19 protein-coding genes are annotated in these 23,008 nt (G+C 68.1%); 10 read left to right on the top strand and 9 right to left on the bottom strand.

The window, feature by feature from the left end; genetic code table 11:
* Nucleotides 1–32 precede the first annotated feature (32 nt).
* The 4 genes from IHE47_RS08760 to IHE47_RS08775 all read left to right on the top strand — a co-directional run bounded on the left by IHE47_RS08760 (nucleotide 33) and on the right by IHE47_RS08775 (nucleotide 3,755).
* A complete protein-coding gene (locus IHE47_RS08760) occupies nucleotides 33–1,358 on the top strand; it encodes a hypothetical protein (RefSeq protein ID WP_192105513.1) in 1,326 nt (441 codons plus the stop codon).
* Nucleotides 1,359–1,434: 76 nt separating this feature from the next.
* A complete protein-coding gene (locus tag IHE47_RS08765; protein WP_192105514.1) occupies nucleotides 1,435–1,827 on the top strand; it encodes a BlaI/MecI/CopY family transcriptional regulator in 393 nt (130 codons plus the stop codon).
* A 1-nt stretch (nucleotide 1,828) separates the two neighbouring features.
* Nucleotides 1,829–3,109 carry a TonB family protein gene (locus IHE47_RS08770; protein WP_192105515.1) on the top strand — a complete coding sequence of 427 codons (1,281 nt, stop codon included), beginning with the start codon at nucleotides 1,829–1,831 and terminating at the stop codon, nucleotides 3,107–3,109.
* A gap of 91 nt (nucleotides 3,110–3,200) precedes the next feature.
* Nucleotides 3,201–3,755: a C40 family peptidase gene (locus IHE47_RS08775; protein WP_192105516.1), complete on the top strand. Its 555-nt coding sequence runs from the start codon at nucleotides 3,201–3,203 to the stop codon at nucleotides 3,753–3,755.
* 195 nt (nucleotides 3,756–3,950) lie between these two features.
* Here IHE47_RS08775 and IHE47_RS08780 read toward each other — a convergent pair whose 3' ends face one another.
* Together IHE47_RS08780 and IHE47_RS08785 are read right to left on the bottom strand one after the other, a co-directional pair.
* Entirely contained in the window at nucleotides 3,951–4,436 is a 486-nt protein-coding gene (locus IHE47_RS08780; protein ID WP_192105517.1) for a peptidylprolyl isomerase, read from the bottom strand.
* A 36-nt stretch (nucleotides 4,437–4,472) separates the two neighbouring features.
* Nucleotides 4,473–5,705, bottom strand: coding sequence for an MFS transporter (locus tag IHE47_RS08785; RefSeq protein ID WP_192105518.1), 1,233 nt, complete (start codon nucleotides 5,703–5,705; stop codon nucleotides 4,473–4,475).
* Between the two features lie 178 nt (nucleotides 5,706–5,883).
* On the opposite strand from IHE47_RS08785, the gene IHE47_RS08790 reads away from it, so the two are divergent.
* Nucleotides 5,884–7,233 (top strand): DEAD/DEAH box helicase, encoded by a 1,350-nt coding sequence (locus tag IHE47_RS08790; RefSeq protein WP_192105519.1) that lies wholly within the window; start codon nucleotides 5,884–5,886, stop codon nucleotides 7,231–7,233.
* A 100-nt stretch (nucleotides 7,234–7,333) separates the two neighbouring features.
* Here IHE47_RS08790 and IHE47_RS08795 read toward each other — a convergent pair whose 3' ends face one another.
* From IHE47_RS08795 to IHE47_RS08805, 3 genes are all read right to left on the bottom strand, one after another.
* The gene (locus IHE47_RS08795; RefSeq protein WP_192105520.1) at nucleotides 7,334–8,539 is read right to left on the bottom strand and encodes an MFS transporter; all 1,206 of its coding nucleotides are present in this window, start codon (nucleotides 8,537–8,539) and stop codon (nucleotides 7,334–7,336) included.
* Nucleotides 8,540–8,776: 237 nt separating this feature from the next.
* On the bottom strand, nucleotides 8,777–9,325 hold the full coding sequence (locus IHE47_RS08800; RefSeq protein WP_192105521.1) for a GNAT family N-acetyltransferase: 549 nt from the start codon (nucleotides 9,323–9,325) through the stop codon (nucleotides 8,777–8,779).
* A 1-nt stretch (nucleotide 9,326) separates the two neighbouring features.
* A complete protein-coding gene (locus IHE47_RS08805) occupies nucleotides 9,327–10,076 on the bottom strand; it encodes an SDR family NAD(P)-dependent oxidoreductase (protein ID WP_192105522.1) in 750 nt (249 codons plus the stop codon).
* Nucleotides 10,077–10,162: 86 nt separating this feature from the next.
* Here IHE47_RS08805 and IHE47_RS08810 point away from each other — a divergent pair, with 86 nt between their 5' ends.
* Together IHE47_RS08810 and IHE47_RS08815 are read left to right on the top strand one after the other, a co-directional pair.
* Nucleotides 10,163–12,031, top strand: a complete 1,869-nt coding sequence (locus IHE47_RS08810) for a DEAD/DEAH box helicase (RefSeq protein ID WP_192105523.1) — start codon at nucleotides 10,163–10,165, stop codon at nucleotides 12,029–12,031.
* Between the two features lie 391 nt (nucleotides 12,032–12,422).
* Entirely contained in the window at nucleotides 12,423–13,205 is a 783-nt protein-coding gene (locus IHE47_RS08815) for a class III extradiol ring-cleavage dioxygenase (protein ID WP_192105524.1), read from the top strand.
* 89 nt (nucleotides 13,206–13,294) lie between these two features.
* On the opposite strand, the gene IHE47_RS08820 is transcribed toward IHE47_RS08815, so the two are convergent.
* The 4 genes from IHE47_RS08820 to IHE47_RS08835 form a co-directional block, all read right to left on the bottom strand.
* Nucleotides 13,295–13,645, bottom strand: a complete 351-nt coding sequence (locus IHE47_RS08820; RefSeq protein WP_192105525.1) for a YkgJ family cysteine cluster protein — start codon at nucleotides 13,643–13,645, stop codon at nucleotides 13,295–13,297.
* Between the two features lie 486 nt (nucleotides 13,646–14,131).
* Nucleotides 14,132–14,884 (bottom strand): hypothetical protein, encoded by a 753-nt coding sequence (locus IHE47_RS08825; protein WP_192105526.1) that lies wholly within the window; start codon nucleotides 14,882–14,884, stop codon nucleotides 14,132–14,134.
* Nucleotides 14,885–15,138: 254 nt separating this feature from the next.
* Nucleotides 15,139–17,001, bottom strand: coding sequence for a beta-galactosidase (locus IHE47_RS08830; RefSeq protein WP_192105527.1), 1,863 nt, complete (start codon nucleotides 16,999–17,001; stop codon nucleotides 15,139–15,141).
* 21 nt (nucleotides 17,002–17,022) lie between these two features.
* Nucleotides 17,023–18,225 carry a DUF4861 family protein gene (locus IHE47_RS08835; protein WP_192105528.1) on the bottom strand — a complete coding sequence of 401 codons (1,203 nt, stop codon included), beginning with the start codon at nucleotides 18,223–18,225 and terminating at the stop codon, nucleotides 17,023–17,025.
* 117 nt (nucleotides 18,226–18,342) lie between these two features.
* Here IHE47_RS08835 and IHE47_RS08840 point away from each other — a divergent pair, with 117 nt between their 5' ends.
* From IHE47_RS08840 to IHE47_RS08850, 3 genes are read left to right on the top strand one after another with little or no spacing between them, the layout of a single operon-like run.
* Complete coding sequence (locus IHE47_RS08840) at nucleotides 18,343–19,521, top strand: glycoside hydrolase family 88 protein (RefSeq protein ID WP_192105529.1); 1,179 nt, start codon at nucleotides 18,343–18,345, stop codon at nucleotides 19,519–19,521.
* A complete protein-coding gene (locus tag IHE47_RS08845) occupies nucleotides 19,518–20,579 on the top strand; it encodes an alginate lyase family protein (RefSeq protein ID WP_192105530.1) in 1,062 nt (353 codons plus the stop codon). Before IHE47_RS08840 ends, IHE47_RS08845 begins: the two co-directional genes overlap by 4 nt.
* A complete protein-coding gene (locus IHE47_RS08850; RefSeq protein ID WP_192105531.1) occupies nucleotides 20,579–22,918 on the top strand; it encodes a DUF5703 domain-containing protein in 2,340 nt (779 codons plus the stop codon). Before IHE47_RS08845 ends, IHE47_RS08850 begins: the two co-directional genes overlap by 1 nt.
* The last annotated feature ends 90 nt before the right edge of the window (nucleotides 22,919–23,008 follow it).

Raw genomic sequence — 23,008 nt, forward strand, 5'->3', positions numbered from 1 at the left:
ATGCGAATCGCCTACTCCCCAAAGGCGTCGCCATGCTGGCTCGTTCCGCCGTCCGTGCAGGCCTTGCCGTCGCGCTGCTGGCTTGCGCCAGCGCCGCCGCGCAGTCGTTCGACCCTTCCGCACTGAAGCTGCTGCAGTCGATGGGGCGCCAACCCACCACGCTGGCCCGCTACCAGTACCTCATCCAGGTGGAGCCTTCGCTGCGGGCCGACGACCGGATCCTGGCGCTGCAGTTCCTGTCCTTCTCGGAGGACGAACTCGGCCTGTACGACCAGGCCGTCTTCAGTTTCCCGCTGAAGAACAGCCTGCCCGACGACCTCAAGCTGCCGACGCCCGCGGACTGGCGAGCGGCCGACGCGGTCGATGCCATCGCCGCGCTGGCGGCGCAGCGGCGCATCGTGATGGTCAACGAGGCCCACCACGACGCGCATACCCGCCAGCTCACGCTGGAGCTGCTGCCGCGGCTGCGTGCCCTGGGCTTCAACTACTTCGCCGCCGAGGCGCTGGGCACGGACGATCCCGACCTGGCCAGGCGCGGCTATCCCGTCCGCAAGAGCGGCACGGAGTACCTGCGCGATCCGCTGTACGGCGACATCGTGCGCGAGGCGATCCGGCTGGGCTTCACCCTCGTGCCCTACGACAACGCGCTCAACGGGCAGGCGCGCGAGAACGCGCAAGCCGACACCCTGTACCAGGCGGTGTTTGCGAAGGACCCCAACGCGCGCCTGTTCGTGCACGCCGGCTATGCGCACATCGACAAGGTCGCCGGGCGCCTCGGCGGCATACAGCCCATGGCGATGCGGCTGCAGGCGCTGACCGGCCAGGTGCCGCTGTGCATCGACCAGACCGACTTCCTCGAAACCGGGCTGGATACCTCGGACCCCTACCATCAACTCGTGCGTGCGTTCCCGTCGGAAAAACCCGAGGTCCTGCTCAGCCGGCAGACCGGCCAGCCATGGAGCGCGCGGCCGACGGCCTACGACATCAACGTGATCCTGCCCGACAGCCTGAGCCTGGATGCCTTCGGCATGTACAAGTACGGGTACCGGATCACGCTGCAGGGAGAGGCCATGTCGCACGTCATCGACCGCAACGAGATGGAGCGGGACGGCTGGCTCTCGCTGGACGGCAAGCGCAGCCCCCACCCAATCAACGCGATGCTGTGCCGGGGCACCGTCCCCTGCGTCGTCGATGCGCACTACCTGGGCGAACCCGACGATGCCATCGCCGCCGACCGCTACGCCATCACCGGCTACAACGAATTCACCAACCTTTACCTGCGCCCCGGCCGTTACCGGCTGCGCGCCAGCGACAGCGACGGCCATACGCTGTCGGAAAGCGAGATCGACATGCCGTAGCGGCCGGCCTTGCGCTCAAAAGATTACAGGTGTAGTCTCCATGAAACTACATGCGTAATCTCTTTCCGGTGACCCCATGGCCGCTCCTGCCCCCGCCCCGACGATCAGCGAAGCCGAAAGCCGCGTGATGGAACCGCTGTGGCGCCACGCGCCGCAGAGTTCGGAGGACATCGTCGCCGCCGTGCAGCAGGCCAGCGACTGGCACGAGAAGACCATCCGCACCCTGCTCGGCCGCCTGCTGGGCAAGGGCGCGGTGCGCGCGGAGAAGGACGGCCGCCGCTACCTGTACTCGCCCATGCTGAGCCGCGAGCAGTGGCAATCGCAGGAAAGCCGCAGCCTGCTCGACCGCGTGTTCGGCGGCCGGCTCGGCCCGCTGCTGGCGCACTTCAGCGAGCACGAGAAGCTGGGCGCGAAGGACGTCGCCGAGCTGCGCAAGCTGCTCGACGCCATCGAGAAAAAGGGGCGCTGACATGGACGCCCTGTTGCTGCGCGGCCTGTCGTTCGCCACCGCGGCGCTGGTGCTGGTGCTGCTGGCGCGCCGCTCCGCCCGGCGCGCCTTCGGCGCCGGCCCCGCCTTCGGCCTGTGGGCATTGCCCGCGCTGGCCCTGGTGCTGCCTTGCCTGCCCGAACTGCACGTGCACTGGTTCACGCTGCCGGCCATCCGCATCCTGCCCGATGCGGTTGCCGGTAGCGTCGCGACTGCACCGGCGCCCGCTTCCACGCCGTGGCTGCGCTGGTCGTGGCTGGCCGGTACGGCCACGATGGCGTTGCGGCTGATCGCGCATTACCTGCGCCTGCGCCGGCAGGGCCGCCGACTGCCGGCGGCGATGGCGGCCCGCCTGCGACACGAGCTGGACGGCTTCGATCCGCGCCGCGTCCGCCTGCACCCGGCCGGCCCCGCCCTGCTGTGGGCGCCGCGCAGCCTGCTGTTGTTGCCGGCGGACTTCCTCGAGCGCTTCGACGCCAGCGAACGCCGTATGGTGCTGCGCCACGAGCTCACCCACCTGCACCGTGGCGATGCACTGTGGAGCCTCGTCGCCGAGCTGGCGTTCGCGCTGCTGTGGTTCCACCCATTGGCCTGGCTGGCGCGTTCGCGTTTCCGGCTCGACCAGGAACTGGCCTGCGACGAACGGGTGCTGCGCGACACGCCGCACGACGAGGCCCGCTACGCCCACACCCTGCTGCACAGCGCCGGCTTGTCGCCCATGCCGGCGTTGATTCCCTGGCTCGCCGAGCCCCAACTGAAGGAGCGACTCACCATGATCCAGCATCATCGGCCCGGTGCGCTGCGCCGCCGTGCGGGTTTCATTGCGCTTGCCGCGTTGCTGGCGGGCGGCGTGGTCGTGGCGCAAGCGGCCACGGACAACCCTCCGACACCGGATCACACGGCCACGCCAAGCCTCAATGACGTCGTAAACGCCAATCCCCGTTATCCGGCTGCAGCCATCAAGAACCACGAACAAGGCACGGTGATGCTGGACATACAAGTGCGCTCCGATGGCTCCGTAGGCACGATCACCTACGATGCCAAGGGCAGTACCACCAGTTCAGCCGACCTGATCACGGCGGCTACCCAGGATGCGAGGCAGTGGCATTTCCTGCCGCGGGTCAAGGACGGCAAGCCAGTCGATGGCTACGCACGCGTCCCCATCACGTTCTCGATCGATGACTTGCCCAGCAAGAAAATCGAGGAACCGGCCTCGGAACACAAAGTCATCATTACGCAGGGCCACGTTCAACAAGAAAGCTGAGAAACAGGCTTCGAAATACAAGAAATCCAATTGATTTGCATGTGAATTGTTGAATTGATAACCTCGACACATCCCGTGCCGAGGTTGTCGCGTGAACCAGCCCTTCGCCACCCGGTTCGCCGCCTCGCCCGCGCGCATTGCACGCTTGGCGCTGACTGCTCTCGCCATCGCTTTGCTCGCCGCCTGCGCCAGCGCGCCGCGCCGCAGCGGTGTTGCCCCATCCGCCCTCGCCAACGAACCCGCGCGTGCCCCCGACGGCCAGGCCACCGCCGCCAACGACGTGCTGTTCCGTGCGATGGCCCTGGTCGGCACGCCCTACCACTGGGGCGGCAACACGCCCGCCGGCGGCTTCGATTGCAGCGGCCTGGTCGATTACATCTACCGCAACGCCACCGGCCTGCAGTTGCCGCGTACCTCGTACGAAATGGCCGACATGGACGTGCGCAAGGTCAAGCGCATGGCCGCCCTGGTCAGCGGCGACCTGGTGTTCTTCGGCAGCCGCGGCCGCATCAGCCATGTGGGCGTGTACGTGGGCAAGGGCCGCTTCGTGCATGCGCCCAACAGCGGCGGCACCGTGCGGCTGGATGACATCGACGGGCCGTATTGGGCCGAGCATTTCGCGTTCGGGAGAAGGGTGCTGGATTGAGCCTGCGCTTGGCGCCGCTCTCTCACGCAAGCTTGGTTGCTTGGGTTTCCTCGCTCGCTTGCGGACGTGGACTGGGAGAAGAGGGTTTTACGCAAGGCCGTTCCCTCTCCCCAACCCTCTCCCGCAGGCGGGAGAGGGGGGCAAACGAAAAACGGCGCCAGGGGCGCCGTTTTGCTTTTACCGTTGATCCGCCGGTCAGTGCGGAGCACTGCCCGGCGGATGGGCGTGACCGTGCTGGATTTCTTCCTCGGTGGCCTCGCGCACTTCCTGGATGCTCACGTCGAAGTCCAGCGTCTTGCCGGCCATCGGGTGGTTGAGGTCGACGTCGATGGTGCTCATGCCGACCTTGTGCACGGTCACGGCACGGTGGCCGCCTTCCTTCAGCGCCAGCACGGTGGTCATGCCCGGCTTGAGGTGCTTGGCATGCTGGAAATACTTCTTCGGCACGCGCTGGACCTGGCCTTCCTGGCGCTCGCCGTAGCCGTCGGCCGGGGCGATGGTGGCCTTGACCTCGTCGCCGGCGGCATGCTCTTCCAGCGCCTTTTCCAGGCCCGCGATCAGCTGGCCGTGGCCGAGCAGGATCCACAACGGCTCGCCGTTGTCGTGCGAGCTTTCCACCTTTTCGCCGTCCACGTGCAGCGTGTAATGCAGCGCGACGACTTTGTCCTTGCCAGCCTTCATTGCCTGTCTCTCGAATGGTGCAAAGTGGCGATTCTATCAGGTGGACCGCCGGCCGAAGCCCACGCCGCGCGCCTCCGGCCCCAGCCATACCAGCAAGACCAGCAGCACGGCCACCGCCGCGATCCACAGCGACATCGCCCAGGCGAAATCGCCGCCGTGCCCATGCGCCAGCCAGGTCTGCGCGGTGGCGGTGCCGGCGGCGAGCAGGTTGCCCAGCTGGTAGGCGAAGCCCGGCAGGGTGCCGCGCACCGCGTCCGGCGACAGTTCGTTGAGATGGGTGGGCACCACGCCCCAGGCACCCTGGATCATCACCTGGATCAGGAACGCGCCGAGGCCGAGCAGCCACAGCGAGCCGCCGTACATCCACAGCGGGATCACCGGGATCGCCAGCAGCGCGGCGACGATCATCGCCCTGCGCCGCCCCACCCGCTCCGACCACGCGCCGAAGCACAGGCCGCCCACCAGCGCACCAAGGTTGAGCAGCGCCACCAGCAGGAAGGCCGTGCCCGAGCCGGTGGGCAGGTGCAGGTTCACTTCCTCGAAGGTGTGGTACATGTCCTGCGAGCCGTGGCTGAAGGCGTTGAACGCGCACATCAGCACGATCATGTAGGCGAACAGCTTCCAGTGCCCGCGCATCGCCTGCCACACGTCCGCGCGGGCGTGCTCGTGCCGTCCGGCCTGCCACACCGGCGACTCCGGCACCTTGCGCCGGATGTACAGCACCAGCACCGCCGGCAATGCGCCCACCACGAACAGGCCGCGCCAGCCGATCGCATCGACCAGCAGCCAGTTCGCCAGTGCGGCGAGGAAGAAGCCGCAGGGATAGCCGCTCTGCAGCAGGCCGGAAACCAGGCCGCGCGACTTCGGCGGGATCGACTCCATCGCCAGCGAGGCGCCGATGCCCCATTCGCCGCCCATCGCCACGCCGAACAGGAAGCGCAGCGCCAGCAGCATGGTCAGCGAGGTCGAGAACGCGGTGGCCAGCTCGAACAGCGAGAACAGCACCACGTCCACCATCAACACCGGGCGCCGCCCGTAGCGATCCGCCAGCCGGCCGAAGACCAGCGCGCCCAGCGGCCGCGCCGCCAGCGTGAGGAACAGGCCGTAGGTGACCGCCCTGGTGTCGGTATGGAATTCCTGCGCCACGCCCACGATCACCAGAGTGAGCAGGAAGTAGTCGAACGCATCCAGTGTCCACCCCAGGAAGCTGGCCAGCACGGTGTGGCGCTGCTCGTGGTTCAGTTCCCGCAGCGACGACAGCAGCGACATGATGGGCACTCCGCGAGGCAAGGTCCGCAGGCTAGCACGCGGCAGAAACGCAGCCGCCACGCTTATCGGTTACACTATGCGGACGGTTCCCCGACCGTTGGCGGTTTCGCCGCCCCCATTCCCCAAGATCGCAACACGGTTCCGCTTGAACGCTCCGGGTTGCACAGGAGTCGTTCCAATGTCTTTCGAATCGCTGGGCCTTGCGCCCGCGTTGCTGCGTGCGCTTGCCGAACAGGGCTACGCCGAACCCACCCCGGTGCAAGCCGGATCCATTCCGCTGGTGCTCGCCGGCCACGACCTGCTCGCCGCCGCGCAGACCGGCACCGGCAAGACCGCCGCGTTCGCGCTGCCGCTGCTGCACAAGCTCGTCGATGCCGGCCCGACCATGACGCGCCGCCCGCGCGCACTGGTGCTCACCCCCACCCGCGAACTGGCCGCACAGATCCTCGACAACGCGCAGGCCTACGGCAAGCACCTGCGCATCAGCGCCACCACCATCTTCGGCGGCGTCGGCATGGGCCCGCAGATCAACGCGCTGCGCCGCGGCGTGGACATCGTGATCGCCACGCCCGGCCGCCTGATCGACCACATGCAGCAGCGCACGATCGACCTGTCCGGCGTCGAGACGCTGGTGCTGGACGAGGCCGACCGCATGCTCGACATGGGCTTCCTGCCGGCGCTGAAGCGCATCCTCGGCGCGCTGCCGAAGCAGCGGCAGACCCTGCTGTTCTCCGCCACCTTCGCGCCCGAGATCAAGGCGCTGGCGATGCAGTTCATGCGCGAGCCGCGCGAGGTCACGGTGACGCCGCCGAACACCGTGGCCGCCCTGGTCAGCCATCACGTGCACCCGGTCGACGCCGAGCGCAAGCGCGACCTGCTGCTGCACGTGCTGGCGCAGGACAGCCGCCGCCAGACCCTGGTGTTCAGCCGCACCAAGCACGGTGCCGACAAGCTGGTGAAGTACCTGGAACAGGCCGGCCTGCGCGCCGCGGCGATCCACGGCAACAAGAGCCAGAACGCGCGTACCAAGGCGCTGGGCGATTTCAAGAGCGGCCGCATCACCGTGCTGGTGGCCACCGATATCGCCGCGCGCGGCATCGACATCGACCAGTTGCCGATGGTGATCAACTTCGACCTGCCGATGGTGGCCGAGGACTACGTGCACCGCATCGGCCGCACCGGCCGCGCCGGCAGCGAAGGCATGGCGGTGTCGCTGGTCAGCCACGACGAATCCGGCCTGCTGCGCGACATCCGCAAGCTGCTCAAGGACGAGATCGCCATCGACAACGTGGCCGGTTTCGAACCCTCCTCGCCGCTGCGCCTGGATGCCGGCGCGCCGCGTCCCAAGCAGGGCCAGCGCCAGCCGCGCTCGCCGCAGCGTTCGCAGGGCGGGCAGTCGCAACGCCCGCAGGGCTCGTCGCAGGCGCACCGTCCGCACGGCCATGCACAGCAGAAGCAGGGCAATGGCGAACACGCCGCGGGCAACCGCAAGCGTCGCCATCGCCCGCGGCCTGCCGCGAAGGCCTGATCGACGCCTTCGCCGAAGCGCGCCCCCTCTTCAAGGTGGGTCGACGCGCTTCGGCGAAATCACGACCACCCCGCTGCCGCTGCGGGATGGTGCGACGCCGTCACGCGGCGACGGCTTCCGTCCGATCTTTAGGGAACGGACGGAACATCGTCGCGATCAGGAAGGCGCCGAGGCCGAGCACGGCCGAACCGAGGTACAGCCCGCCGTAGCTGCCGAACGTGTCGACGATCAGGCCGCCGGCGACCGGCCCCGTGGCCATGCCCAGGCTGCCGGCCATCGCGCAGCCGCCGATCACCGTGCCTATCATCCGCAGCGGGAAGTTCTCGCGCGCGATCACCGGGTACAACGGCATCACGCCCGCGTAGATGAAGCCGAACAGCGTCGCCACCGCATAGAACCCGTCCAGCGTGTGCACGAAGTAATAGCCGAGCGCACCGAGCGCCTGCACCAGCAGCCCCGCCACCAGCATGCGTTTCGCGCCTAGGCGATCGCCGAGCAAGCCGAACACGATGCGACCGCCCATGCCGGCGAGCCCTTCGACGCTGTAGATCGACACCGCGGCGATCAGCGGGATGCCGCAGGTCACCGCATAGCTGACCGTGTGGAAGATCGGGCCGGAGTGCGTCGCGCAGCAGAAGAAGTTGGTCAGCAGCAGGATGATGAACTGCGGCGAGCGCAACGCGCCCGCGACCGACATCGCTGCGGGTGCTTCGACCGGCGCCGGCTGCGCGACTTCAAGCATGGGCGCCCGGCGCACGAGCAGCGACGCGGGGATCATCACGACGGCCGCCAACGCGGCGATGACCAGCATCGACGTGCGCCATCCGTGCGCCGACACCAGCCACGCGGCCAGCGGCGACATCGTCATCGGCGCCATGCCCATGCCGGCCGACACCAGCGACACCGCAAGGCTGCGGTGCGTGTCGAACCAGCCCGTCACGCAGGCCATCATCGGCGCGAACACCGCGGCCGTCGAACCGCCGACGGCGAGGCCGAAGACCAGCTGGAACACGGGCAGCGACGGCGCGCGACTCGCCAGCGCGACGCTCGCCGGAAGCAGGACGGCGCCCGCCATGACCACCGCGCGCGTGCCGATGCGGTCCGACAGGCTGCCCCACGCCATGCTGCCGAACGCCATCGCGATGAAGGCCAGCGTCATCGCGGCGGAGATGCCAGTCATCGACCAGCCCGTGTCGCGCGCGATGGAGCGCAGGAACACCGGCAGCGAAAACATCGCGCCGATCGCGACACAACCCATCAGGCCGCCTGCGGCGACGATCACCCAGCGATATCGGGAATACGGCATCTGGCGTCACCTCTCTCGTATCGGCCACCCACGGAAAACGGGCCACGGCTGCGGCACACGGCGGCACATCAGGCCGCCGCACCGGCGTTGCCGCGAACCCGTTCGATACGGACACGACGGACGGCACACCGGAAAATCGACATGTGCGACACACGCGCCTTTGCGTAGGAGCACCCTGTGCGCGAATGCTTTTGGCTCTGATCGAAGCATCGGAGCCATCGCGCACAGGGTGCGCCCCTACGGCCGGACCAGGGCGGTGAGCACGTGGTCTTCCCACACGCCGGCGATCTGCAGGTAGCGCTTCGCGTAGCCTTCGCGCTCGAAGCCCAGTCGCGCCAGCAGGCGTGCGCTGCGTTCGTTGCACGGCAGGTGGTTGGCCATCACGCGATTCAGGTCCAGCTCGCCGAAGGCCCAGGCCAGGCCTGCCTGCAGGGCCTCGTGCATGATCCCCTGCCCCTGCGCGCGCGCCGCCACGCCGTAGCCGAGGTGGCAGGCCTGGAACGCGCCGCGCACCACGTTGGCAAGGGTGAAGGTGGCGAGGATTTCCCGCTCGTCGCGGTCGAACACCAGCAGCGGATAGCCGCGGTCCAGCCGCGCATGTTCGCCCCCCTCGGCGATGGCCTGCACGCAATGCTCCAGCGTGCAGTAGGCCTCGTCGCGCAGCGGTTCCCACGGCGCGAGGTGCGCGCGGTTCTCCATGCGATAGTGCAGCAGCGCCGGCGCATCCGCCTCGCCGGCGAGGCGGATGCGGGTGCGCTTGGTGTGCAGTCGCGGCGGGAAACCCACCTCAGCGCTCCTGGTCGGTCGGCCGCACCAGCACCTCGTTGATGTTGACGTGCGCGGGACGGCCCACGCAGAACGCGATCACCTCCGCGATGTCCTGGCTCTGCAGCTGGCGCATGTTGTCGGCCCAGGCGTTCAGCGCGTCCTTGGTGGCGGCGTGGCCGATGTGCTCGCGCAGCTCGGTGGCCACCGCGCCCGGCTCGATCACGCTGACGCGGATGTTGTCCTTGTACACCTCGCGGCGCAGCGATTCGGAGAATGCCACCACGCCGAACTTGGTGGCCGCGTAGCCGCCCGCGTTCGGGTTGGCGATGCGGCCGGCGGTGGAGGAGATGTTGACGATGTGGCCGTCGCGCCGCGCGCGCATGCCGGCCAGCGCCGCCTGCGTGGCGGCGATCAGGCCGAGCACGTTGAGCTCCAGCATGCGCCGCCAGCGGCCGAGGTCGGCTTCGGCGATCGGCTCCAGATACATCACGCCGGCGTTGTTGACGAGGATGTCCAGGCGTCCGAAGCGCTGCTCGGTCTCGTGCACGATGCGCTGCGCATCGGCCTCGTCGGCGAGGTCGGCCACCAGCACCAGCGGCTCGGCGCCAAGCGCGGCCAGCTCCTGCGCCAGCGCATCCAGCCGATCGCGGCGGCGCGCCGCGATCGCCACCCTGGCGCCCTGCCTGGCCAGCTCCAGCGCGGTGGCCTCGCCGATGCCCGAGGAGGCGCCGGTCACCAGCGCGATGCGGTCTTTCAAACGGTTCTGCATGGTTCTCTCCCGATGGACGGCGTGGGGACTGGTACAATGCCGCATTCTCCCGCATGCCGCCGCGCATGCCACCCCTGAGGTTCCCCATGTCCGCCCCGTCTCCCGATTCCGCCCCGGCCTCCGCCGGCTTCGGCGCGCTCGCGCTTTCGCCCGAGGTGCAGAAGGCGCTGGCCGACGTGGGCTACGAATCGCCCTCGCCGATCCAGGCCGCCACCATCCCGCCGCTGCTGGAAGGCCGCGACGTGCTGGGCCAGGCGCAGACCGGCACCGGCAAGACCGCCGCGTTCGCGCTGCCGATCCTGTCGCGCATCGACCCCAGGCCCGGCAAGCCGCAGGCGCTGGTGCTGGCGCCCACCCGCGAGCTGGCGATCCAGGTGGCCGAGGCGTTCCAGCGCTACGCCGCGCACCTGCCCGGCCTGCAGGTGCTGCCGATCTACGGCGGCCAGAGCTACGGCCCGCAGCTGCACGCGTTGCGCCGCGGCGTGCAGGTCGTGGTGGGCACGCCCGGCCGCGTGATCGACCACTTGGACAAGGGCACGCTCGACCTCTCCGAGCTGAAGTACCTGGTGCTCGACGAAGCCGACGAGATGCTGCGCATGGGCTTCATCGACGACGTGGAGAAGGTGCTGGAAGCCACCCCGCCCACCCGCCAGGTGGCGCTGTTCTCCGCCACCATGCCGGCGCCGATCCGCAAGATCGCGCAGAAGCACCTGAAGGACCCGGTCGAGGTCACCATCAAGTCCTCCACCACCACCGCGGCGAACATCCGCCAGCGCTACTGGTTCGTCAGCGGCATGCACAAGCTGGACGCGATGACGCGCATCCTCGAGGCCGAGCCGTTCGACGCGATGATCATCTTCGCGCGCACCAAGCAGGCCACCGAGGAACTGGCCGAGAAGCTGCAGGCGCGCGGCCTGGCCGCCGCCGCGATCAACGGCGACATCGCGCAGCCGCAGCGCGAGCGGGTGATCCAGCAGCTGAAGGACGGCAAGCTGGACATCCTGGTCGCCACCGACGTGGCCGCGCGCGGCCTGGACGTGGAGCGGATCAGCCACGTGATGAACTACGACATCCCGTACGACACCGAGAGCTACGTGCACCGCATCGGCCGCACCGGCCGCGCCGGCCGCAGCGGCGAGGCGATCCTGTTCGTCACCCCGCGCGAGAAGGGCATGCTGCGCGCGATCGAGCGCGCCACGCGCCAGCCGATCGAGGAAATGAAGCTGCCGACGGTGGAAGCGGTCAACGACGTGCGCATCGGCAAGTTCAAGCAGCGCATCAGCGACACCCTGGCGGTCGGCGAGCTCGACCTGTTCCAGCAGCTGATCGAGCAGTACGAGCAGGAACACAACATCCCCGCCATCGAGATCGCCGCCGCGCTGGCGCGCATCGCGCAGGGCGACCAGCCGCTGCTGCTGACGCCGCCGCCGAAACGCGAATTCGCCCCGCGCGAACCCGACGCCCCCGGCCGCGACCGCGGCAGGCCCGAACGCACCGCCGCGCGCGAGCACGCACCGCGCGAGCAGGCGCGCGAACCCGCCGCCGGCCATGCGCCGCGCCCGCACCACACCGAGACGGGCAAGATCACCTACCGCATCGAAGTGGGCCACGACCACGGCGTGAAGCCCGGCAACATCATCGGCGCCATCGCCAACGAGGCCGGGCTGGACAGCCAGTACATCGGCCGCCTCAGCATCCGCGGCGACCACAGCCTGATCGACCTGCCCGAAGGCATGCCGAAGGAAATCTTCGAGCACCTGAAGAAGGTCTGGGTGGCGCGCCAGCAGTTGCAGATCCATGCGTGGGACGGCAAGGACGACGGCGCCGGCGAACAGGGCGCGCATCCCGCGCGCCGCCCGGGCGGCTTCCGCAAGCCCGGCGGCTTCAAGCCCGGCGGCGCCAGGCCCGACGCGCGCAAGCCACGCCCGCACGGCGGCAAGCCGCCGCGCAAATAAGTCCGGCCGCTTCCCAAGGCTCTGTTCGCGCTCTCCCGGCACCGCATGCCGTGACCTGATTGGCGTCGAGCCCCCCCTATGCGCCGATTGCCCCCCCCCCCTCCGGGCTGGGGGCGGCTGGGTGGGGGTGAAACCTTGCGAAAGACGCTCATGGATGGCTTTCGCAAGCGCTTGACCCCACCCCAGCCCTCCCCTGCACGCAGGGGAGGGAGACAGCACATGGCACGACTGGGACTCGACGCTGATCCGGATGCCATGAGAGCGTGAACAGGCTCTCCGGCAGGAGGGAAGCACCAGCGTTCGCAGACGGCAACGCAGCGTTCCGGTCGGGCCCGCTGCAAATCCGGCAGCAGCCCTTACTCTGGGGAGGTTCCCCACGAGGCTACCCGCCATGCCTGCCCTGCCCAGCCTGTACATCTCCCACGGCTCGCCGATGACCGCGCTGCAACCCGGCGCGACCGGCGAACGGCTGGCCGAGCTGGCGCAGGCGCTGCCGCGACCCGGGGCCATCGTGATCGCCAGCGCACACTGGCTGGCACGCACGCCGCTGGTCGGCGCCGCCGCGCAACCGGAAACCATCCACGACTTCCACGGTTTCCCGCCCGAGCTGTACCAGTTGCGCTACCCCGCGCCGGGCGCACCCGCGCTTGCCGCGCAGGTGGCCGGGCTGCTCGACCACGCCGGCCTCGCGCCGCGGCTGGACCCGCAGCGCGGGCTGGACCACGGTGCCTGGGTGCCGCTGCGCCTGCTCTATCCGGCCGCCGACATTCCGGTGGTGCCGGTTTCCATCCAGCCCGGGCTCGGCCTTGCCCACCAGTACGCGCTGGGCCGCGCGCTGGCGCCGCTGCGCGAGCAGGGCGTGCTGCTGATCGGCTCGGGCAGCATCACCCACAACCTGCACGACTTCCGCGCCGGCTACAGCGCGGAGCGCGAGGCGCCCTACGTGCGCCCGTTCATCGGCTGGATCGAACAGAAGCTCGCCGCCGGCGACGTCGATGCCCTGCTCGACTACCGCCGCCAGGCGCCGTTCGCCCAGCGCGCCCATCCCACCGACGAGCACCTGTTACCGTTGTTCTTCGCCCTGGGCGCGGCGGGCGACGGCGCGCACGTCCAGCGTATCGATGCCGGCATCGACCTGGGCTTCCTGGCGATGGACATCTACCGCTTCGATTGAGCGGATGGAAACAAGGCGCAGGAGCGCACCCTGTGCGCGACGGCCTTGTATCCCGATCGAAGCGAAAAGCCATCGCGCAGAGGGTGCTCCTACGCCGCCGGCCAGTCCTGCGGCGTCAGCGGCGTCAAGCCGTGCGCGAGGCGCCCCTTGTCGCATTGCGGGCTGTGCCGGCCGAACTCCCAGGACGGCTCCACCTCGCGGCATACCGAGGGCTTGATCGGGTGGATGCCGCAATGCGCGGCCACGCCGATCTCGCCCACCAGCGCCACGCAGCGCGGCGTCTTCGACTGCGTACCGCGCATCACCACGCGGTGCGGGTCGAGCTGCTCGGTGAGCTCGGCGGGCACGGTGCCGCCCAGCGACGGGTCGGTCTCGGCCCAGTGGAAGGCAATGCGGAAATAGGCGCAGCAGGCGCCGCAGGTCAGGCAGGGGTGGCTCATGCGGATGCGACGGGACGCGCCCCGAGGCGCGCAGGCTGCTGATTCTATTGCAGGGCACGCAGCCGTGGTCGCTACCGCAACCCCACGGCACCATGGATCGGCGCCACCTCGGGGCGCGCGGCTGCGCCTATACGTTGGTACAGCAGGTCGATACCAGCGTGAAGTCACGCACCGATCCTGTCGCCAGCCCCCCCCCCAATACCCCCCAACCAGCGCGGTGGAGGTGGCGCTGGAGGCGATGGGCAACGGCTACATCAATGAGGTCCCTGCCGGGCAAATGCTGCATGACGCCAAAGCACTACGGGATCGGCTCCAGCATCAATGAGATCCATCACATGCTAATCGCTAATCGGCCACGAGCCGCTCCGCGACAAGGCGTGCCCCCGGTACTGGTGGAGCGGGAAAGCCATGATCACGCCCACGCACGGGGCGACACCCGCGGCGGGTCAGTCAACGCCAAGCCATCGCGTCAACATGCCTTCCGAATCAGCCCACCTTGAAATTCGACGTTATAAAATGCACATGGCCATACGTCTTAGTCATGTCCTGCAGGATGACGATTCCGTACGCATTCAGATAAACCACGTTCGCATCCATATCCAGCACGCCATTGTCATTGTAGAACTTGCAATTAAATTCCCTGGCATCGCCCTGTATTCCAGTCGCCACCTTTGATGCCACGTAAGTGCCTGTAAGTGCGCAAGATATACTGCGATCCAGCGTCCTGGAGTGTGGCGCATTGGAACTCACCTGATAGGAATAACTCAATGCCGACTGGTCAAATGACGTATCGAAATGCGACACCGAATCAGCACGCCGGGAATACGGCATCACTCGTGAATTTGGCGCAACGTCTTTCCAGTAAAGATTTACCAGACCGCGATATGTCAGGGAAAACATCTTCCCGCTGACCACGCCATTGACATAATTGAGATCGATAACGCGAACCAGACCACCATCTCCAGCATTCTCGTAGGTCATGTCCCGCGACATTTCAACGGAATTGCCCTGAACCAACACCTTCGCATTCTGCGTGAAAGTAATTTTATTGAACGCCAGCGACCGACCATCTGAAACGGCTTTTTTCACGGAGCTGTCCAGCGCAGATGGCACGAACACCCGCTGGGCGTAATCATCGCCATTCTGGAATGCCGATTTCGGAGTATCTTGCGCGCAGCCCGCGAGCATCAGATATGCAACTGCAACAGCCGCGGACACGGCAGTTCGATACAACTTCATATATTCGCCCCTTTAACCCGCGTGTTGTTGAACAACATCGAGATGCGCCACCACCTGGTCCGCGCTCCATTTGCTCCTGCGGCCCGAAGACAAATGATGCCCGTTCCTTTCTGCCGATCATGCCTACTTCGACTTTTGCGGACAAGGGGATACCGACCCGAAAAGCCGCGCAGCCTTCGAACGCCGCGCAGCCGTGCAACAGTCAACGGCGTCGATGCCTGCGGCGTTGGCCGCATGCCCCGCCCAGGGAGGGATCAACCACCCAACGACGCCGCGCTGCGGATCGCCGCCGCCTCGGTGCGGTGCAGGTCGAGCACCAGCACCTCGTTGTCGCCGGCGCGCAGCCATGGCGCAGGGCAATACAGGCGCTGCTGCGGGCCGAGGTTCCAGTAGCGGCCCAGCAAGTGGCCGTTGACCCACAGGTAGCCCTTGGCCCAGTCCGCCATGTCGAGGTAGCAGTCGCCCACCTGCGCGAGTGAAAACGTGCCCTTGAAGAACACGCCGGGGCGCGCGGGCTTGCCACTCAGCGGTTTCAGCGCAGCCAGCCACGCGTCGTCCAGCGGCAGGCTCACGGCCTCCCAACCCTGCAGCGACTTGCCGTCGAGCCGCACCTCGCCGACCAGGCCCTTGCGATCGGCCATCGCCTGGCCGAAACCGACATGGCCGAAGCTGTCGATGAGGATTTCCAGCGCTGCCTCGCCCTGGCCCGCCGGCAGGCGCAGCGTGCTGCCCGCGCGCAGCTTCGGATGCCGCACGCGCGAGACGTAATCGACGTACTGGCCGCCATGGAACACCGTGGCGTAATCGCGCACGCCGTCCACGGCCAGTTCGCCACCACCCCGCACGGTACGGCGATACAGCACCATGCCGTGGTCCTGGCCGAACAGCAGTTCGTTGGCTTGCGGCTGTTGCACCGGCTTCGCCGCCGGCAGGTTGTCCCACAGCGAGGCGTGCGGCTGCGGCGTGATGTCCGCGAAACCCGCCATCGGCGGTACGGGCGGTACGGCGGGCAACGGTTGCGTCGTGTGCGCGGCGATCAGCTTGCGGAACACGTGGTAGTCCGCCGTGGGCGCGCCGTGTTCGTCGATGGGCGCGCCATAGTCGTAGCTGGTGATGACAGGCTGGAAGTCCGAGTAGTCGTTGTTCGCGTTGGCACCCGCGCCGAAGCCGAAGTTGCTGCCGCCGTGCACCACGTACAGGTTGAACGAGCGGCCCTCTGCCAACAACGTGGCCAGCGTGCCGGCGAAGTCGCCGCGCGAGAAATCCTTGTCGCCCCAGTGGGTGATCCAGCCCGGATAACCCTCGCCCATCCATACCGGCATCTCGCCGGCAATCGCCTGCGCGCCCGCGAAATCGGTGTCGCCGTCCAGGCCCAGAGCGGTGCCTGGCAAATAGGTCTTCTGCTTCCGGACCTGGCCCAGACCGTCCGAAATCGAGAACGGCCCCTGCACGCCGTGCTGCTGCCACAGCGCGCGAATCGTTTCGAGATAGGCGAGGTCATGGCCGAACGAGGCGTATTCGTTCTCCACCTGCACCATCAGGATCGGGCCGCCGTTCGCCGCCAGCAACGGCTTCACCACCGGCGCGACGGTGGCGATGTAGCGGCGCACCGCGGCCATGTAGTCGGCATCGTCCTTGTCGCGCACGCGGATGTCCGGATGGCGCAGCAGGTACGGCGGCAGCCCGCCGAAATCCCATTCGCCACAGATGTAGGGACCGGGGCGCAGGTATACCCACATGCCTTCTTCCTGGCAGATGCGGATGAACTTCGCGAAGTCGCGGCTGCCGCTCTTGAGGTCGAATACGCCGGGCTCGGACTCCAGCGCGTTCCACATCAGGTAGATGGAAATCGTGTTGAGCCCCATCGCCTTCGCCATGCGGATGCGCTGGCGCCAGTACCTGGCCGGGATGCGGATCGGGTGCATCTCGCCGCTGCGGATCTGGAACGGCTTGCCGTCGAGCAGGAAGTGCTGCGCGGAAAGCTCGAAGCGGTGCGCACGGCCGTCCGGCAAGCGTTCGACGAATCCGCCTGCTGGACGTTGGCCGGCATCGACGCGCCAGCCCAGGGCTGCCAGCGGGGCCAAGGCGCTCAGGCGCAGGAAGGTTCGGCGTTGCATGCGGATTCCTCGATGGTTTCGTCAGTGCCGGGCTGCCGGCCAATGTACCTGCAGCGGATGCGACCAGCGCATAAAATAATCATACAAATAGTTTTGCCAGCTGCGGAAATCAGGCATGTCGCCCTGCGACCAGCCGGAGCCGGAGGCGAAGCGGATGCTGCCGCCGTCGGCCACGTCGAACAGCGTCCAGGCCGCGTCGCGCGTGCCCGCGTAACGTGCGGTTTCACCGGGCGCCAGCAGCAGCGCGGTGGCAATGCGGCCGGCGCTGGCTTTTTGCGGCGTGTCCCACACGGCAATCCGCGTGGCGCCGTCATGCACGAGATCCGCGCCGGCATGCACGGCCACGCCGGCGGCCACGGTGGCGCGCGGCGCGCCTTCGATGCGCCAGGTCACCACCTGCCGGTTGAGATGCGAGCCGGCATCCAGAGTGACGACCTTGTGCTGGTGCAGCGTCACGTCGCCCACGCGCCACGCCGGATAGTCCACCTCGAAGCGCAACCGCACCGGCCCCTGTGCGGTGATGCGCACCTGCGAGGCGTTGCGCGAGGCGACCGGCGCGCCATCCAGCCAACCCGCGGTGCCACCGTCGCCGGGCGTGTGGCCCACGTCGTAGCTGTCCAGGCCGTCGCCGTGGTCGATGTGGTACGACATCGAGGGATCGTTCAGACGCTGCCCTTCAGCGTCGCGTTTGTACCAGGCGTCGACCACGTGCCGCGGTGGCCGCTTCGACCACACATCGATGCCGGGAAACACCTGGCCAGTCTTTTCCAGCGCGGTGCCATAGATGCGGTACGCCACCTGCCCGTTTTCCCACGCGAAGTCGTCGTCGCGTTCGGGTACGAGGCGCGCGAACAGCGGATTCGGAATCGTAGGCATCGAAGCGGGCGCGGGCAGGATCTCCAGTCGCGCGGTGGCCTTGGGCGCGATGTCGAGCTGCACCAGCAACTGGTCCGGCACGGCACCACCATCGCTGGCATACGCCTGCACGGGCAGCCAGCTGGCACTGCCCTCGACGCGCGCGGCCAATGGGCGCGAGCGCCACTGCGGCCGCCGTTGCAGCACCTCGGCCATGGGCAGCGTCAGCACTTCGCCATGACGGGCCAGCGCGAGCGGGTTGTTCACCGCCACTTCCAGCGGCGTCGATGAAGTCGGCACCGCACTCGCCGTGCGCACCCAGAGTGCCGCCAGCAACGCGATGCCGCTCCCGATACCGCGTGTCGCCATCGCCATGCCCGCCTCGTCCGACAGAAAGAAATCGAAAGTTCCAAAAGTTATTGAAACCTTTTGAAACTCTAGCCTAAGCTCGACCCGGCCCACAACACGCTCGGATCACGGATTGCCATGTCGACCGCACGTCCTGTTTCGTCCTCGCTTTCATCGCGTCTGTCGACAGGCGTGCTGTGCCTGCTGGCCAGCGTGTTGCTCGCGCTGTCCCCCCAGCCGGCGCGCGCCGACGATCCGCAGGCCGGCGATGCGCCAGCCAACCCCGGGCCGCGCGCGCAGCTCTCCGGTGCGATGAAGTCCGTCGACATCCGCCGCGCCGCGGCCCTGGTCGCCGCCTGGCAGCTCCCGCGCGTCGAGCATCACGACAGCCTGGACTGGACCTTCGCCCCGCTCTACCTCGGCTTCCTCGGCGCCAGCGACCTGCTGCACGACCCGCGTTATGCGGACTACGTGCGCCGCGAAGGCGTGCATTTCGACTGGGGCCTGGGCCCGCGCGTGCACCACGCCGACGACCAGGCGGTGGCGCAGGCCTGGCTCGCGTTGTACGCACGCACGCCCGATCCCGCGATGATCAAACCGCTGCGCGAGCGCTACGACATGCAGATGCGCACGCCCGACGACCCACAGCGTCCGCTGTGGTGGTGGTGCGACGCGCTGTTCATGGCACCGGCGACCTGGGCCGGCCTCGCCAATGCCACGCACGATCAGGCCTATCTCGACTACATGGATCGCCAGTGGTGGATCACCAGCGCGTTACTGTACGACCCGATGGAACACCTCTACAGCCGCGACGCCTCCTACCTGAAGAAGCGCGAGCGCAACGGGCAGAAACTGTTCTGGAGCCGCGGCAACGGCTGGGTGATGGCCGGCCTCGCACGCGTGCTGACGCTGATGCCCGACGACTATCCGCAACGCCCGCGTTACGTGGAGCAGTTCCGCGAAATGGCCACGCGGCTGGCGCAACTGCAAGGCCGTGACGGCCTCTGGCGCGCGGGCCTGCTGGATGCGGATGCCTACCCGCGCCCCGAAACCTCCGGCTCCGCCTTCATCGTCTACGCGCTGGCCTGGGGCGTGCACCACGGTGTGCTCGACCGCGCCAGCTATCGCCCGGTGATAGCACGCGGCTGGCGCGGCCTGGTCGGCGAGATCTACGCCGATGGCCGCCTCGGCGACATCCAGCCGATCGGCGCCGCCCCCGGCGACTACCCGCCCGGCGCCAGCTACGTGTACGGCGTGGGCGCCTTCCTGTTCGCCGCCGGCGAAGTGGAAGCCTTGAGCGAGAAAAAATCACGATGAACACGCGCCAGCTCCTTCCCGCCGCCCTGCTTACCCTCGCCTGCGCGACCACGCAGGCCACCGACGCGCCGCGCTGGTGGTGTCCGCTGGCAACGCCATCGCCCGCCCACGCGAACGATGCCGTGGTGACCGATGCGCTGGCGCACCTGCACGATCAGCCGCAGCCCATGGCCCACCTGCACACGCAAGGCCTGCTACCGCACCAGGGCATCCACGACGCCAGCACCGCAGCCGAACGCGACTGGCCGCTGGCACTGCGTGCCGCGGTGGCCTGGCGCCTGAGCGGCAAGCCCGAACTGCTGCAGCAGGTGACGCGCTACCTCGATGCCTGGGCCACCACCTACCAGCCCGACTTCAACCCCATCGACGAAACCAACCTCGCCGAGCTGTTCCAGGCCTATGTACTCACCCGCGATGCGCTGCCGGCCTCCACGCGCGACGCGATGGCCGTGCTGATCCGCCGCATCGCCGAGGGTTATCTCACGCGCCTGCGGGCCAAGGTCGGCTCCACCTACATCAACGACATCAACAACTGGCAGAGCCATCGCATCAAGCTGCTCGCCATCAGCGCCGCCGCGCTGGGCGATCCACAGCTGGTCGAGGCCGCACGCGAGCGGCTGATGCTGCAGGTGGCCGCGAACATCCGCCCCGACGGCAGCACGGTGGACTTCGCGCAGCGCGACGCCCTGCACTACGTCACCTACGACCTCGAGCCGCTGGTGCAGGCCGCGCTGGCGCTCTCGCCCTATGGCAAGGACAACCTGCTCGAAGCGCGCTCGGCCACCGGCAGCTCCCTCGCCGCCGCGCTGGACTGGCTGGCGCCCTGGGCCAAAGGCCAACGCACGCACCAGGAGTTCGTGCATACCAGCGAACCGTTCGACGTCGAGCGGCAGAAGGCCGGGCTGAAGGGCTACGGCGGCACCTGGGACCCGCGCAACAGCTCCGCGCTGTATGCACAGGCGGCGGTGCTGCTGCCGAAGTACCGTGCGCTGGCGGAGCAACTGGGCGATGCACCGCCCGTGCTGCAAGCCTGTGCGCCATCGCCGGAGCGCAAGTGATGAAGTGCATCGTGCCTGCCGCGCTCGCACTCGCCACTGGTCTGGTCATGCCCGCATGCCATGCCGCCGACGCCACCACCGCATGGCACGACCAGCGCTTCAACGCGGACGTCGGCGGCGTGGTGAGCCGTTCCGACATCGTGCTGAAGCACGCGAACCTGCGCGCCGACGAAGCGATGCCGCTGGGCAACGGGCGCCTGGGCCTCGCCGTGTGGTCGGAAGATGGCCTGACCCTGCAACTCAACCGCGCGGACACCTTGCCGGGACGCCTGTCGCCGGGCCAGGTCGTGCTGACTGGCCTCAAGCCTCTGGCCGAGGCACCCGACTACGCGGGCCGGCTCGCCCTCCACGACGGCGAGCTACGCGAAAGCGGCGCGGGCATGCGTGCCACGGTCTACGTGCAACCCGACACCGACGTTGCCGTGGTCGAAGTGCACGGCGCCGATCCCGACGCACGGCAATCGGTGTTGCTGCACCTGTGGCAACCACGCAAGCCGCGGACCATCGCGCAACGGGGCGTGGCCGTGCTTGCCGAAACGTGGAAGGACGACAGCGAGGCGGGTGCGTCCGGGCAGACCTTCGGTTCGCTGGCCGCGATCACGGCGCAGGCCCGCGATGTGCATGCCCGGGTGCAAGGGCCAGAGACGGTGGAACTATCGTTCAAGCCCGGGGCGGACGGCTCGTTCCGCGTACTGGTCGCCGCGCCGGAATGGAAAGGCGGCGATGCCCTTCAGCGCGCGCAGGCACTGCTCGCCGATGCCGGCAGGATTCCCGACGCCGCGCACCACGACTGGTGGAATGCCTTCTGTCAACGCGCCGGCCTGATGAAGCTCGGTTCGACCGACGGCAGCGCCGAGTACATGGAGAACCTGCGCGCTATCGACCTGTACGCCACCGCCGCCGAAAGCCGCGGCCCGCTGCCCGGCTCGCAGGCCGGCATCGCCGACCTGTTTGCCTCTACGCGCGACCAGCATCGCTGGGCGCCTTCCGCGTACTGGCACTGGAACCTGCGCATGCAGGTCGCCGCCAACCTCGGCGCCGGCCTGTACGAACTGAACGCGCCCTACTTCAACCTCTATCGCAGCAACCTCGCCAACATCGAGGCGTGGACCCGCGCGCAGATGGACGGCCGCCCCGGCGCCTGCGTGCCGGAAACCATGCGCTTCAACGGCCGCGGCTACGAGAACGTGGACTGGCTGAAGCAGCCCGGCGTGAACTGCAGCGCCAAGTCGCCGCCGTACTACAACGCGCGCACGCTGACCACCGGCGCCGAAGTGTCGCTGTGGATCTGGCGGCAATACCTCGCCACGCAGGACCGCGCCTTCCTCGCCGCCAACTACCCGGTGATGGCCGCCGCCGCGCGCTTCCTGCTCGCCTACGCCAAGCCCGGCACGGATGGCCTGCTGCACACCTTCCCATCCAACGCGCACGAAACGCAGTGGGACGTACACGACCCCACCACCGACATCGCGGCGATGAAGGCGGTGTTCCCCATCATCATCGAGGCGGCGCAGGCCCTGCACACCGATGCCGCGCTGGTCGCCGAATTGCAGCAGGCGTTGCCAAAGATCCCCGCGTTCCCGCTGCAGAAATCCGGCGACGGCAGCGTGATCGGTCCGTCATACGACGCCGGCGCGGAAATCCAGAACACCGAGAACATCGGCCTTGAACCCGTCTGGCCCTATGGCCTGATCGGTGACAGCGGCCCGTTGCACGCGCTCGGTGTGCGCACCTTCATGCAGCGCCCGAACAAGTTCGAGAACGACTGGAGCTACGACCCGCTGCAGGCCGCCCACCTCGGCCTCGCCGACGAAGTGAAAACCGCCCTGCTCACGCTCACCGGCAAATACCAGCAATACCCATCCGGCTTTGCCAAGTTCACCGGCAACGAGTTCTACGTCGAGCAGATCGGCGTGGTCGCTGTCGCCCTGCAGGATGCGCTGGTGCAAGAACACGACGGCCTGATCCGCATCGCGCCTGCCTGGCCGAAAGACTGGGACGCCAACGCCACGGTCTACATCCAGCAGCGCAGCAAGGTCGACCTGCAGATACGCGATGGGGTGCCGGGCACGGTGGTGGTCGAGGCAGGTACCGATGGGCACATGCAGGTGCGCAATCCGTGGCCCGGGAAAACGATCGAAGCCGTCGAATCTGGCAGCGGCAGGCACGTCGCCGAAGCCGGCAAGCAGAACGTGCTGAGCTTCGATGCCCAGGCCGGCAAGGCATATCTGATCCAGCGTGTCGATCAGCCCGGCGCGAACCTTCCGTATGCAGCCATCAATGGCAGCGCGGCCAGCGGGCCGAAAACGCTGGGCACGAGGCATATTGGCTTGCCGTAGGCGTCGCCCATCCGCGGCATCGTCCGGATGAAAGCTCACCACCGTTCGATATGGCAGGGCTCAAGTCAGCAAACTTCGGGCCTCAATCAA

This window comes from Rhodanobacter sp. DHB23 (assembly GCF_014842975.1).
Classification (GTDB): Bacteria; Pseudomonadota; Gammaproteobacteria; order Xanthomonadales; family Rhodanobacteraceae; genus Rhodanobacter_A.